This is a genomic window from Microcoleus sp. S28C3, assembly GCF_036700785.1.
GTDB lineage: Bacteria > Cyanobacteriota > Cyanobacteriia > Cyanobacteriales > Microcoleaceae > Microcoleus > Microcoleus asticus.
On the sequence record NZ_JAUBPO010000140.1, the window covers coordinates 1 to 14,129 of the forward strand.

The window sequence follows — 14,129 nt, forward strand, 5'->3', positions numbered from 1 at the left end:
GGCTATAAACCAGGAATAGTCTTGATGGATGCAGGGTATGGTAATAACACCAGTTTTTTACAAGAATTAGAAAACCGAAAATTAAAATACATCGGAGGAATCGCCAAAAATCGCAAAGTAATAATTCAAAAAACCGAAAATGAAACAGAGGAAATTCGAGCAGACAACTTAACAAAAGCCTTACCTGTAGAGGCTTTCACAAAAATTCAACTCAATCTCGAACGACCGAGAACAGTATGGGTAGCAATTAAAGAAGTCGAATTATCAAAATGCACGGGTAAGAAAGTAATAGCCATCGTCATGAATGCAGATACTTTCGATACCGCCACTGAAATAGATTATTTGATGAGTAATGTTGACTTATCAACAGCGACAGAGGAGTGGATACTAAAAACTTATTCACAAAGAAATTGGGTCGAAGTTTTCTATCGGGAAGCCAAGGGCTGGTTGGGGTTAAATGAATATCAAATCCGAGATGAAACCAGCCTTAAAAGACATTTTATTATGGTGTTTTGTGCCTACAGTTTCATTCTCTGGCATACCTTAACAGGAGGATTAAGGCGCCAATGGGCAAACAAACCTTTAAGCACTTTTAGTGATGCACTCGAAGCATTTCGGACAGCCATATCTTTTAGGTTTGTGAAATGGTTGAACCAAAATTGGGACGTATTCTCCGCTTATAAAGCCAGTTTAGGCTTTGTTTGGGCTTAAAATTTGTTTAAGTCCCGTTAACAATTACAAATTAGAGCCATTTCGGTTGCATCGGAATAGTCAAATCCAGTCAACAGTCAACAATCACGGATGAATGGTGCAAACGGAATCGATCTAATTCATCTGCGTTAATCTGTGTTTATCTGCCCTCATCTGCGGTTAAAAAAAGTTAATTTCTCGGGCCGCAGATGACAATCGATTGACGCAGATTCACGCAGAGAGCGAGAATATAGATAGGAATAATTCTGATGCTAACAGATTTGATATTACCTATTAACAATTACCAACTACCCATTCCAGACGATCAATTTTTATTTGGAGCGCGACCGGAGATGTAAGTCATAGTTTTGAGCCGATCGCCCACTTCCCCATTCAAAGCTTCGGGTCGATACCGCCATCCCCAATTTCCCTCTGCTTTCCCCGGAAAATTCATCCGCGCGTCCGTACCCAAACCCAACAAATCTTGATACGGCACAATTGCCATATTAGCAATAGAAATCCAACCGATGCGGATTAAAGACCAGTGGATTCCTTGGGGATCGATGCAGCCCAAATAACGCAAAACCTCATCTCTTTCGTAGTTTTGCAGTTGATTGAACCAGCCGACAGTCGTGTCGTTGTCGTGGGTGCCGGTGTAAACTACGCAGTTGCGATCGTAGTTGAAAGGCAAAAAAGGATCGCCAGGGCCCGCGCCGAAAGCAAACTGCAAAATCTTCATTCCCGGAAACTCGAACCGATCGCGTAAAGCTTCTACTTCTGGAGTAATTACCCCTAAATCCTCAGCGATAATCGGCAAGTTGCCAAACTTCTCGTTAATTACATCCAACAAAGCTATTCCCGGCGCTTTAATCCACTCTCCGTACATCGCAGTTTCTTGCCCGCGTTTCACCGCCCAGTAAGCCTCAAATCCTCGAAAGTGGTCGATCCGAGTCACGTCTACATAAGCGAAAATCGCTTCAAAACGCTGCACCCACCACTCGAAATTATTTGCTTGCAACTTCTCCCAATTGTAGACGGGGTTGCCCCACAATTGACCTGTACTGCTGAAGTAATCAGGGGGAACTCCGGCCATTAAAGCTGCTTCTCCGGTGGCTTCATCCAAGCAGAATATTTCTGGATGAGACCACACATCCGCGCTGTCGTGAGCTACATAAATCGGAATGTCGCCAATAATTTTAATATCCCGCAGGTTGGCATAGCGTTTCAACTCCGTCCACTGGCGAAAAAACTCAAACTGGACGTATTTGTAGTAATAAATCTCAGCACTTAGCTGCTGGCGCCACTTCTCTACCGACTCTGGTTCTCGACGGGCAATTTCTGGTTCCCAATTGTTCCAGCTAACACCGCCAAAGTTGTCTTTTAGTGCCATAAATAAGGCGTAATCTTCCAGCCAACTCTCTTTGCTTTGGCAAAAAGCTGAGAATTCTTTTTGCTGGATCGGCGATGCTTTGGCTTGGAAGTTTTCGCAAGCTTTTTTGAGCAAAGGCACTTTCAGGGCGATCGCCCGCTCGAAGTCTACATAATCGAGCGGAAATTCTGGTAAATTAGCGAAGTCTTCATCGGCGAGCAATTGGTCGTCCCGCAGCAGTTCTGGGTTGATCAGCAGCGGATTTCCCGCCATTGCTGAATAGCACGAATAAGGAGAATTGCCGTATCCTGTCGGCCCCAGCGGCAATACCTGCCAGTATTGCTGGTCGCTGTCTACTAAAAAGTCAATAAAGCGATATGCTTCTATTCCCATGTCCCCAATGCCAAATCGACTGGGAAAGGATGTGGGGTGGAGTAGAATGCCGCTCGATCGGGGAAAAAGCATAATCTATCTAAAGATATAGGAATTAAACATTGACAATTTGACCGATATTCCCTACAAGTTAAACTTCGCAGTTTTTAGGGCGCTTGTCAGGGCAAATACTTTTGTGATTGTCTCATATTTTCTGCGGGAACGTGCTTGCCAAATATTTGTTTTGGGTTCTACTCACAAGTGTAGAGGAGAGCCCAAAACATCAAAATCCGGAGTTACGCGATCGCCTCGCGAATAAACCGGGTTCTTGTACCGGGTATCGCCTGCAGCAAAGACGTATTTTGGTCAATTGCACCCGGTTTATGGCAAGCTTTTTAATATAACTTTTCTTTTGCTTTTGCCCCATCTCTCTGCGGCCGTAAATTGCCCGCTTGCCAAAAATCAGCCATCAGTTAAGCAGAGCCAATGCACAAATCAGCCGGCTGTTTTTGTATCTCAATAAACAGTCGGCTGCGGGATTACCTGAAAAGAGGCTGAGTTTAAGCTTGCTTGTTCAACAATTTCTGCACTTGTTTGAGAGCTATAGTGCCGACGTTGTACGCAGCCCAGCCGCCCGCCAACAATACGGGCAGCAATACTATTAGTATGCGGAAGTCAAAATCCATGAGTTCTCCTCCTAAAGTTTTTTAACAAATTCTCATAATCTATTTGTATCTCATTTTGTCGCCATTCTCCTGAGTCTTTAACCAAATATTTTCGCCTTTGAAAGTTGCTCCGCCGGCAGCCGGATACGCAGGAGGACATCGCTCGGGAGGAATTGAGATCGAAACTCACTCCTGGGCGGGCGATCGACATTCGCTGCACCAATTATCCCACAATCTGTTTCGCAATCCCTTCCACCACCTTAGTTAGAGGATCTTTAGGGAAGTGCAGCGCAAACACCCCCTTGCTGGCGAGAAGCATCATCTTGTCGCTGTGGGGCAGCACCCCTGCAACAGGGATGTTGTAAATACTCTCTACTTGCTGCTTCAAATCCTCGAAATCTAGGGATTCAGGGGCTTTGTTGATCGTCATCAAAATCTTGGGAACTTCTAATTTGCGGGCCACATCTACCGTGACAGCCGTTCCCTGAAAATCTTGCTGATCCGGACGCAGAATCAACAGCAGGATGTCGGAAATGGTGATGCTGAGGAGGGTTTCTTCGTTGAGCCCCGGGTGGGTGTCGATAAATAGGTAGTCTAAGTCCAGAACCTCGATCAGTTCTTGAAAGCCGTCGGTAAGCAGCCCCACATCGTAGCCTTCGCGCAAAACTCGCGCTATCTCGCCTGCTTTAATGCTTGAAGGAATCAGGTAGAGGCTGCCGTTACTGGCTAATTTTGGCAGCAGCGAACTCACATTGTAGGCCGTATCCGCCATCGGACACCGGCCCCACAGGTAATCGTTCAGGCAGCGATCCATGTTGCTTTCGCTGAAACCGAACAGCACGTGAATCCCGGGCGATTGAATGTCTGTGTCTACAATGGCGACCCGCTTGCCGCCGCGAGCGATAATAGATGCCAGGTTTGCTGTCGTGTTCGATTTGCCAGTTCCGCCCCGGTAAGAGTGGACAGAGATGATTTTGGACATGATCTGCGTATGAGGGTAAGAAACGGCGAGAACCCATTATGATGCAATTCTCGATGCAGTCGAGTTCTCTGTCATTCTTCCTTGTCCCCCAAATCCTCCTTGTCTGTTAAACTATCCATTTTTTCATCTTTTATCCTCTTTTCTGCGCCCCTGCGCTGCCGCATTTGTTTGGCTTTGGCTTGCAAATCGCTGAACTCGTCATCGGGTTTGGTTTCGGCTGAACTAGCACCCGAACAGGCATCGCTCGGGGTAACCGTTTTTGAGCCGCTTTCCGATTCAGTCACGGCGGCGCGCTGCTTCTGCTGTCTGGCTTTTTCCTGCAATTGAGCTAAGTATTCATCTGCCTGACTTTGCCCTTTGGCAAGCTCTGCGTTACTAGCAGTTATTTCTTGGGGATCGGAAGGTGCTTTTTCAGAGGTTTCTTGTTTGCTAATCCTCAGTTTATCTTTCTTTTGCTGCAATTCTTTAAAGAAATCAGATTCTGTGATTTCTGCGACTTGCTGGTCTTTTTTGGCTTGGTCTATTTCGATTTTGAAGACTTGTTTTACTCGATCGCTAATTACTTTCCCGTATCCGGCTTTATTAAATCTGTCTGCTGATACTATGCTGCCGCCAGTTAGGATTAATGCTAAGGCTGGCGCTGCCACAGGCACCCACCCTCCCAACAGAAAAATCCCAAAGCTAATCGCGCAACACCCAGACAGTATTGCTGCGAATGTCACCGCCAACCGCACTGGGTGAGCCATCCGCGATGCCAAGGTTCCTCCCACAATTGACCATGCCGCAATCCACAAGATTTCTCCCCATTCCGGCCAAAACCAAAACATCGGTCTGTTGTCTAAAACTGTACTCAAAATTTGGCTGACTACTTGTGCGTGTGCCACGATACCCGGCATGAATTGCTTGCTTTGCTGTCGCCCACTGTAAGGAGTATAAAAGAAATCTTTAACTGTTTCTGTGGTATAACCGATGAGCACTATTTTACCTTTAACTAAATTCGGGTCAACTTTCCCTTCTAAAACATCCGTAATTCGGACTTGGTTTGCCACCTGCAGCCTCGAACGATAGTTAATTAATATTTGATATCCTCTGGCATCGGTATTTCTGTATCCTCCGTCATTGCTTTCTAATTTTTTTAATTGGGTGTTTCCCAGCCATAAAGATTGATCGGGTGCCAGTTTGGGAGAGATTTTTTGTCCTTGCAGGTAGCTGAGTGCTAGCTGGAGGTTGAATGAAAATAAAACTTGAGAATTGTCATTACAAAGATGTTTTTCCACCGAGGATTTGCCCTCTATTGTCGGCGGTTTCATAAATAATAAAGCTCTGCGGAGTATGCCGCCCGGATCGACTCCGAAATCTGCAAATCCTACCCGGTTTTGTGGCAGCCCCGGCGCAGGCGGAGAACCGGGATTGTCCGGGCTGCCGTCGGTAACTAAACATACTCCAATAATTCGATCGCTTTTTTGTAAAATTTTGGTTAATTCCTGGCGCCCGTCTCCTAAAGGTACGTCTCGCAGTACATCTAAACCGATGACTGCCGGCTGCATTTTTTCGAGTTTTTGTAATATTTCAGCTATTTTGCGATCGGATATCGGCCACTGTTTCAATTTCTGAATGTCTGCTTCGGTAATCCCCACAACTAACAAGCGCGGGTCTGGCTTTTCGTCGGAACGCCACCTCAGCATTTGATCGTAAGCGCTTAATTCTACTGGAGCGAGTATTCCTAGCTGTCTGGCCCCGATCAAGGATAATGTTACTGCCGCGCTGGCAATTAATACAGACCTAACCAATGCTAGTGATGGTTTATACATTTGACTCAATTGAGCCGCTGCCGATCGAATTTTGTTAGATATTTTACTCATTATCCCAGCATAAAAGTTTGACTCGTTTCTGGAACAGCAGTTGTTTCGCCTTTGCCCCCTGCCGGAGACTTCCTCCATCTTAGAACACCGGGAAACTCCGACCGCTTTTTAACAAAATTTTACAGTTTACCGCGATATACTGTATGCAATTATACTGGGAACCTAGGTGGCATGATTTTTCGGACGGAGAATCCACTTGCCGATCGAATTAATTAATGTTATTGATGATATGTCAAGGTTCCAATTGTGTATCTGCGCCCTCGACTAGCCGCTCAAAAATATTTGTCGCCATCAGCGAATGTCTGTGTTTGCAATATTATAGTGAAAGGTACAACAAAATGAAACGTTTTCTACATCGGGCTACACTTGCGGTCGCAGTATCTGCGATCGCAGCTACCGTCCCCAGTTCACTTGCACCGATGCGGGCACAATCCCAGCCGCTTCTGCTGAGTCAAAATGTTAATTTCCAGCCTCCCGACGTAACAGCCCCCAGCAGCAGACAAGGAGGGACACATCGCGGCAGCAAGCTTTGTCCGGCGGGTTTATCTATTACTCCTTTAGTACCTCCAACTAATATCGGTTTAACCGTAACAGAGTCTCCCACCATTTTTGTCTATGTTCCTCAAACGTCAGCAGAAATAGAGTTTACTTTGTTGAACGACAACGAGGACAAAGTGATCTATGAAAAAACTTTTAAACTTGACAAATCCGGGATTGTGGGAGTGAGCATTCCTGCCACGGGCAACAACAAATCCCTTGAAGTTGGTAAGCGATACGTCTGGTCGTTTTCGATGGTTTGCGACCCCCAAGACAGATCTGCAGATTTAGTTGTTAAAGGGTTCGTGCAGCGAATTGAACCGCAGGCAACTCTCAAGAGTGATTTGGCAAATCCCGACCCGATGACTAGGCTCAACGTTTACGCTAAAAATGGGATTTGGTACGAAACTCTCGCAACTTTAGCCCAAATGCGACGCCAGACACCGGGGGATGCGAGGCTGACAGCTAAGTGGACGCAATTATTGCAGTCCCAAGGACTGGAATCAGTTGCAACTCAACCGCTGGTTGGCCCTCTTTAAATCTCGCTATTTCTTGAAGTTTTGTCGGTCTTTCGATTGCGATGTAAAAATTGACAAATTTACCCGATCGCGCGAGGTTTAAACTCCGGCTTAACAGTAGAGATGCGATCTATAATATCTCTACAAGTTGGTGAAAAAATGAAACGTTTTCTACATTTTACTGCACTGGCGATGGCTGTATTGGCGATCGCCGTTACTCTCCCCAGTTTGGTTTCACCGATGCAGGCTGTGCCTGCACCAATTCTGCTGAGTCAGAATGTTAATTTCAAACCTCCAGATGTCACAGCCCCCGACAACCGACAAGGAGGGACGCATCGAGGCTGTCAGTTGCGCGAAGGTTTATCAATTACTCCCTTAATACCTGAAAGCAATATTGGTTTAACGCTAACAGAGTCGCCAACATTTTTTGTATATGTTTCTCAACCAGCGGCTCAAGTAGAGTTTGTTTTGCTAAACGAAGATGAATCCGAAGTAGTCTACGAAACTACTATCAAAAATGACAAAGCCGGAATTGTTGGAGTTAGCATTTCTGAGAAAGACAAGACAAAAAATATTGAGGTTGGTAAGCGATATGTGTGGTCGTTTGCACTAGCTTGCGATCCTCTAGAGCGTTCCGGAGATTATATTGTTAAAGGATGGATTCAGCGAATTGAACCCCAGGCAACTCTCAAGAGCGATTTGGCAAATCCAGACCCGAGGGCGAGGCTGATTGCTTATGCTCAAAATGGGATTTGGTACGAGACTCTTGCTACTTTAGCCCAAATGCGGCGCATCGCACCCGATGATTCGCGGCTGAGAACCGAGTGGACACAATTGTTGCAGTCTCAAGGACTAGAATCGATTGCCGCTCAACCGCTAGTTCAGTCTTTTTAATAACGACTCTTGACCAATCAATGCTGAGTGTTTGCATAGTCAATTATTCAATTATTCAATTATTCAATTCAGCGACCGAAAGCAGCCAGGGTACAAGCCCGGTACTTATCCTGGCCCAACCAAAAAATAGTATCCGATAACAAGTCTCCGGATTAATCCGTGAGATAGCTTTCTTCAATTCTCCAATTGTTCAATTCTTCAATCCAAAATCTAAAATCTAAAATCTAAAATCGATTGATGCCTAATAACTTTCCGACAATTCTGGCTCTTGATTTTGACGGTGTAATTTGTGACGGACTAATCGAATATTTCCAAACAGCTTGGCGTACCTACTGTCAAATCTGGAAACCAGTTGAAACAGTGCCAGATGCAGATTTAGCTTTGAGTTTTTACCGAGTGCGGCCGGCCATCGAAACTGGTTGGGAAATGCCGCTGCTAATCCGCGCACTGCTGACAGGAATTACGGAAGAGCAAATTTTGCTGGAGTGGCCGAATATAGTACCGCATTTATTGACGGAAAATAATTTGAAAGCGCAGTCTGTCGGCGCTATGTTAGACGGATTGCGCGATAATTGGATTGCTGAGGATTTAGCTGGGTGGCTGTCTTTGCACCGCTTTTATCCAGGGGTAGCCAATCGCTTGCACTCCTTGCAGGAGAGTTCGGTTAAAGTGGCGATCGTCACTACAAAGGAAGGTCGTTTTGTGCGAGAACTTTTGCAGCTAGCAGGCGTACAAATGCCGTCAGAGTTGATTTTTGGTAAGGAATACAACAAGCCAAAACACCAAATTTTGCGGGAATTTTTGGCTGCGTCTGCCAAAGATTCGACTATTTGGTTTGTGGAAGACAGGTTAAAAACTTTGCTGTCGGTGAAGCAGCAGCCGGATTTATCTCACGTGAGGTTATTTTTGGCTGATTGGGGTTACAATACTTTGCCCGAACGGGAATCTGTAGCCCAAAATCCACCAGTTCAATTGCTTTCTCTGTCGCAGTTTGCCGGAGATTTTGCCGATTGGCTGCCGAGCGAATGTTGATGTTCAATTTGTTGGCAGGTGGGATTTTTTTTGTTTTTCATAGTCAAAAAAACGCACAAAATTTTACATCTTTTTTGTTGACTTTTGCGGCGGAGACATGGTATTTTATAATCGGATGGTGGAAAAAATAATATTCTTCCCACCATCCGATTATAAAATAAATATAACAAAAATTACCCAAAAAAGCAAGAATATCGACAAAAATAATGTTTTTTTGATCGACTCTTGGAGGTACTAATAACCTCAAAAACTGGTTTTTTTGCTATTTCTGCGGGCCGGTACGAAGTATTTTAGTTTATCAAACCGCGTGTATGACAAATAACCAAGCTTCGGAACCCAAAAATTGAAAAGTGTTTTGATAATTTCTCAGCTTGAAAGCTTTCTAATATTGAAACTTAAAACCAATGCTCGATTTAACTAAAGCAGCCAAGGCAATGCAGGGAATGAGCCAACATTTGAATGTGGAAGCTCACGCGGCTCGCCAGCGTTTGGAAGTGGCTCAGAATTTGCTGGTAAAGGCTGCAGCGGAACAGGGAAAATTGGTGGAATTGCAAGAGAATTGGCGCGATCGCACTTTATTTAATGCTGCCACGCCGATCGAGCCATTGTCCGATCGCACCTACATCACCGCACCCCCCGCCGCTCACACAGTCTTTGCCACAGACGGCTCGCAAATTTCCCCCAACCATCACGAAATAGCCTACTGCTACTTGCTAAACGTCGGCACAGTCATGCTGCACTACGGGCAAAGCCGCCACCCAGTTTTAGACAGCGTACCCGAGGTTTTCTACAAACCCGAAGACTTGTACGGTTCGCGACAGTGGGGAATTAGAACCGAAGAATGGATGGGATACCGGCGAGCAGTTTCCGAAGCAATTGCCTTAGCAGAAATGGGATGCAATTGGGCAAAATTTAACGACAATAAATTGCCCGCGCCAGCTTTAGCAATGGTAGACGGTTCCCTGATTTATTGGTTTTTGGAACAGTTACCCAGCGAAGCGCGCGATCAAATTTTGCTGCCAATTTTAGAAGCTTGGGACAAGTTGCGTTTAGCAGGAATTCCGCTGTTAGGATACTTAAGCGCTTCTCGCAGCAGCGAAAGCTTATCTTTTTTACGGTTTGAAGCTTGCACCCACGAAGTACCAGACTGCATGACAAATTGCCCAAACGTCGGATTTGCAGCCACAATTTCTTTCGCCGAAAAAGCACCTTGTCAAGAATTTGAACCCTTGCGGGATGCCATCTTGTGGGCAACAATCCTGTCACCGGGACAAAGAAGCCCTTTGTGGAAATCGCAAGCTCGAATTTTAGATTTGTACGGTCTTAATTCCGTCTATTTCTGTTACGTTCACGTAGGCACAGAAATTGCTAGAATAGAAGTGCCGGAATGGGTAGCACAAGATACAGCACAGCTAGATTTAGCATTAGGAATGATGCTGGCTCAAGTACACAAAGGCGGCGGGTATCCGGTGACGCTAGCAGAAGCTCACAATCAAGCGGTAGTCACGGGGGGCGATCGAAGTCGCTTTTTCGCTTTGTTAGAGCAGCAAATGATAAAAGCAGGCTTAAAAAATGTGGGAATTTCTTATAAGGAAACACGGAAGCGCGGCAGTATTGCTTAAAGTAATAAGTAGAGTAATCTTGGACGCAGAAACCGGGTTTTTACGGAAATAATGGATTTGTTCCTTTAATACAGAGCGAAAACCTGGTTTATTTGGTATTGCTCCGTAAGTTATGTAGAGTTTAAATAGAGTTAAAAATGTTATATGCCAATAGAACTAATTATCTTAATTGCTTCGTTACTTGTATCTTGGCTGGTGTTTAATTGGGCTTTTAAAGTATTGAAAGCCAGCATCGGTACAGCGATTGCTTTAGCAGCAATTGTGCTGGCGATGCAGTTATTGTTTGGCATCGGGCCCAACCAGCTTTTCCAACATATAATTCACCTGCCGGAAACCCTAGGGAAAATGATTTCGGGCAAGTAATCCGATTTTTGATTTTTGATTTTTTTAAATACCCGACTTCTTCCAGAAGCCGGGTATCTGGGGATTACGAAAATTTTCCTTCTTCCTTCTTCCCTCTTCCTTCTTCCTTCAGATATTAACTTCCCAGCATTTGTAACTTGTACAAACTGGCATACAACCCTTCTTGCTCCAACAACTCTTCGTGGCTGCCTGATTCTACTAACTGCCCGCGTTTGAGCACTAAAATACGATCGACATTTCGGATAGTCGAAAGCCTGTGGGCAATAATAATCGCCGTTCTGTCTGCCATCAAACGCTCTAGAGCTTCTTGGATTAAAGCTTCGGTTCCCACATCCAAACTAGCCGTTGCTTCGTCTAAAACTAAAATACTGGGATTGCGAATAGCGGCGCGAGCAAACGCTAATAATTGCTTTTGTCCCCCCGAAAGATTGGTTCCCCGTTCCCGCAATTGCGTGTCATAACCTTGAGGCAACTGTTCGATTAAACGGGCAACATTTGTCTTTTCTGCTGCTGCTTGAATTTCCTCAATCGAGTAATTTTCTCCCAGGCTAATATTGCTCTTCACATCGCCAGCAAATAGAAAGCCATCTTGGATAATCACGCCTATGTGCCTGCGCAATTCTGCTTGAGGCAAATCCCGAATATCCACATGATTAACCAGAATCCGCCCTTTACTAGGTTCATAAAGGCGGCAGAGAAGACGGATAATCGAACTTTTGCCCGCACCGGTAGGGCCGACTAATGCTACTTTTTCGCCGGATTTGATGGTGAAATTGAGGTTTTGCAGGACATATTCGTCTTCTTTGTAAGCAAACCACACGTTGTCAAATTGGATTTCTCCAGATTCTGAATTCTGCGATTTGGCATTTTCTCCCCCCCTTAGCTTGGGGAGGTTGGCGGGGGGTGATTGGGGATTGTTAGGCAATAAACGATATTCTGAACTTGCTGGATTTTGAGGATTATCTACCAATTCTCGATCGAACGGAGACAAGTTGTAAGCAGTTGCCTCTGGATGTCCAGTTATCAACAACGGTGAATAACCTGCCCTTCTTCCTTCTTCCCTCTTCCCTCTTCCTTCTTCCTTCTTCCCTCTTCCTTCTTCCTTCTTCCCGCTAGTTGGATCTTGAATTTCGATCGGTTCGTTGAGAATATCGCTAATCCGTTCGACGGCGGTAAATCCTGCTTGAATTGCAGTGAATTTCTCAGCAAATTGCCGCAGCGGATCGAAGAGACGCTGAGCAAATAAAATGAATGCAGACAGAGTACCGAAGTTAAGATTCCCAGCTAAAACCCTTTGGCCGCCCATCCACAAAACCCCTGCGATGGCCACTAAAGCAATCCATTCTAAAGTCGCAGATACGGCTGAGTCATAAAAGATAGTTGTGTCAACGGCTTTAATGTACCGTTTATTGGTGATCCGGAACAATTCTGAGTTGAATCTTTCGCGGCGGAATAGCTGCACTACGCCAATACCAGTCAAGTTTTCTTGCAGTTGTGCGTTGAGATCGGAAAGTTCTTCTCTGGTAGTGTAATTTGCTAGGCGATATTGATACTGGAAATAAACTATGACTGCGGTAATTGGTATCATCATCAGCACCAACATTAAAGCTAGTTGCCACTGCATGGTAAACATGAAAATGGCAATTACTAAAATAGAAAATAAATCGCTGACAATGCCGATCGCTCCTGAAGAGAAAACCTCTCCCAAAGCTTCTACATCGCTGGTGAGGCGAGTCATCAATTTACCGACAGGAGTGCGATCGAAAAATCTCACTGCTAGCGATGTGACGTGCGTGAACAAATCATTTCTAATATCTGTAGTAATTATTTGCCCTACTTTCGTGACTAAATAGCCTTGAAGTGATTGCAGTGCCAATCTAACTGTTATAGTTAGCATGAGCAAAACTGCCAGAAGATTCAATGCAGCAGATAAAGGCAATCCCCGCAATAATTCGTAGGTAGGTTCCGAGCGAATTACCGAAATTGCCTGTCCGATGAGAATCGGTTGAACTGCTCCTGAGACTGCTAGCGGTACTAATAGTGCGATCGAAATAATCAGCAAGCGTTTGCTGCGGGTTGCGTAAGATGCCAACCTCAGAAATAACCGCCAGTCTGTTTCCTGGCCGGATTTGTTTTTGGTGTCTGTTACTGGTGAGGAAATTGTCATCCGATGTTAGATTTTAGATGTTAGATTTTAGATTGCAGAAGCTAGTATTCTGCTAAACTCGGGCGCTTTTGCTGAGAAGATCGAGCTTTTTTTTCGCTTCGCGGCTTGTAGGGCGGGCGGGCGAGATCGGTTCGCTCAGCTTTTAGCAAAAAAGCTGTACAATATAGTCCAACTAATAATTGTAGCAAATAGAGCCAGTCAAATTAGGAAATCTTCTACAGATCCAGCAAATTATCCAACCATACAGCGCTCAGTCACCCATATTTATTAGAATTGCGGATACCCGCTACTTGCCACTTTATGCCTTTAGACATAGAGTAGGCTACTGGTTTTATTTGCTGGCTCAAATGCTGGATTTTCAAAATGCAGTTCACTGCATTGAAGAGATTGATTCTACATTTCACCGTCGTCTTAATGAAAGTGTATTAGATTTTGTACTGATAAATTATGCACGAAATAGAGACAGCCCGATTGTATCTGAGACAATTTACGCCTGAAGATTTAGATGAGCTGTACCGCATCTACAGCGATCCGGAAATAATGAAATACCTCACAGGAGTTAAAACTAGAGAAGCAACAGAAATCGCCATTCATACCATGCTCCAACGTTGGGAACAAAACTACTTCGGAATGTGGGCTTTAGTACATAAAATAGACCGTAAATTGATCGGTCGCTGCGGACTTGCTTTTCTGGACAAAACACCGGAAGTTGAGCTTGGCTATGCGATCGACAAAGTTTATTGGAATCAAGGATTGGCGACTGAAGCATCTTTTGCTAGTCTAAACTATGGATTTGAAATATTAAATTTGGAGAGAATAGTTGCGGTCGCCCTCCCAGAAAATATAACCTCCCAGCGGCTGATCCAGAAAGTTGGCATGAAATATGAAAAAAATGCTCATTATTACGAAACTGATGTAGTATATTATTCTATCTCGCGAGAAATTTACCAGTGCCAAGTATTTTCGTAGGGTGTGCATGGCCAGCCCTGTCAAGGTGAGTGCTGAGCCTGGTTTAGAAGCCTTGCTGTAGAAAGATGACGGTGACGTGAGTTCACT

General features: G+C 44.8%; 12 protein-coding genes. 7 read left to right on the forward strand and 5 right to left on the reverse strand.

Going from position 1 to position 14,129, the window contains the following annotated elements; genetic code table 11:
* Positions 1 to 711, forward strand: a 711-nt coding sequence (locus QUA13_RS28625; protein ID WP_333203995.1) for a transposase, incomplete at its 5' end; no start/stop codon positions are given.
* Between the two features lie 304 nt (positions 712 to 1,015).
* Here the strand turns inward: QUA13_RS28625 and malQ are convergent.
* The 4 genes from malQ to QUA13_RS28645 all read right to left on the reverse strand — a co-directional run bounded on the left by malQ (position 1,016) and on the right by QUA13_RS28645 (position 5,940).
* Positions 1,016 to 2,524: a 4-alpha-glucanotransferase gene (gene malQ, locus QUA13_RS28630; protein ID WP_333203997.1), complete on the reverse strand. Its 1,509-nt coding sequence runs from the start codon at positions 2,522 to 2,524 to the stop codon at positions 1,016 to 1,018.
* A gap of 467 nt (positions 2,525 to 2,991) precedes the next feature.
* A complete protein-coding gene (locus tag QUA13_RS28635) occupies positions 2,992 to 3,117 on the reverse strand; it encodes a photosystem II protein Y (RefSeq protein WP_172184717.1) in 126 nt (41 codons plus the stop codon).
* A 202-nt stretch (positions 3,118 to 3,319) separates the two neighbouring features.
* Entirely contained in the window at positions 3,320 to 4,078 is a 759-nt protein-coding gene (locus QUA13_RS28640; protein WP_172184715.1) for a MinD/ParA family ATP-binding protein, read from the reverse strand.
* A 71-nt stretch (positions 4,079 to 4,149) separates the two neighbouring features.
* Positions 4,150 to 5,940, reverse strand: coding sequence for a CHASE2 domain-containing protein (locus QUA13_RS28645; protein ID WP_333203999.1), 1,791 nt, complete (start codon positions 5,938 to 5,940; stop codon positions 4,150 to 4,152).
* Between the two features lie 338 nt (positions 5,941 to 6,278).
* Between QUA13_RS28645 and QUA13_RS28650 the strand changes: the two genes are divergently transcribed.
* From QUA13_RS28650 to QUA13_RS28670, 5 genes are all read left to right on the forward strand, one after another.
* Positions 6,279 to 7,016 (forward strand): DUF928 domain-containing protein, encoded by a 738-nt coding sequence (locus QUA13_RS28650; RefSeq protein ID WP_333204001.1) that lies wholly within the window; start codon positions 6,279 to 6,281, stop codon positions 7,014 to 7,016.
* Positions 7,017 to 7,154: 138 nt separating this feature from the next.
* Positions 7,155 to 7,889: a DUF928 domain-containing protein gene (locus QUA13_RS28655; RefSeq protein WP_333204003.1), complete on the forward strand. Its 735-nt coding sequence runs from the start codon at positions 7,155 to 7,157 to the stop codon at positions 7,887 to 7,889.
* A gap of 237 nt (positions 7,890 to 8,126) precedes the next feature.
* On the forward strand, positions 8,127 to 8,921 hold the full coding sequence (locus QUA13_RS28660) for an HAD hydrolase-like protein (RefSeq protein WP_333204010.1): 795 nt from the start codon (positions 8,127 to 8,129) through the stop codon (positions 8,919 to 8,921).
* 404 nt (positions 8,922 to 9,325) lie between these two features.
* On the forward strand, positions 9,326 to 10,543 hold the full coding sequence (locus QUA13_RS28665) for a DNA double-strand break repair nuclease NurA (RefSeq protein WP_333204005.1): 1,218 nt from the start codon (positions 9,326 to 9,328) through the stop codon (positions 10,541 to 10,543).
* Positions 10,544 to 10,687: 144 nt separating this feature from the next.
* Complete coding sequence (locus QUA13_RS28670) at positions 10,688 to 10,906, forward strand: hypothetical protein (protein WP_172184703.1); 219 nt, start codon at positions 10,688 to 10,690, stop codon at positions 10,904 to 10,906.
* 115 nt (positions 10,907 to 11,021) lie between these two features.
* On the opposite strand, the gene QUA13_RS28675 is transcribed toward QUA13_RS28670, so the two are convergent.
* Positions 11,022 to 13,073 carry an ABC transporter ATP-binding protein gene (locus tag QUA13_RS28675; RefSeq protein ID WP_333204007.1) on the reverse strand — a complete coding sequence of 684 codons (2,052 nt, stop codon included), beginning with the start codon at positions 13,071 to 13,073 and terminating at the stop codon, positions 11,022 to 11,024.
* 447 nt (positions 13,074 to 13,520) lie between these two features.
* Between QUA13_RS28675 and QUA13_RS28680 the strand changes: the two genes are divergently transcribed.
* A complete protein-coding gene (locus tag QUA13_RS28680) occupies positions 13,521 to 14,042 on the forward strand; it encodes a GNAT family N-acetyltransferase (RefSeq protein ID WP_333204009.1) in 522 nt (173 codons plus the stop codon).
* Positions 14,043 to 14,129 lie beyond the last annotated feature (87 nt).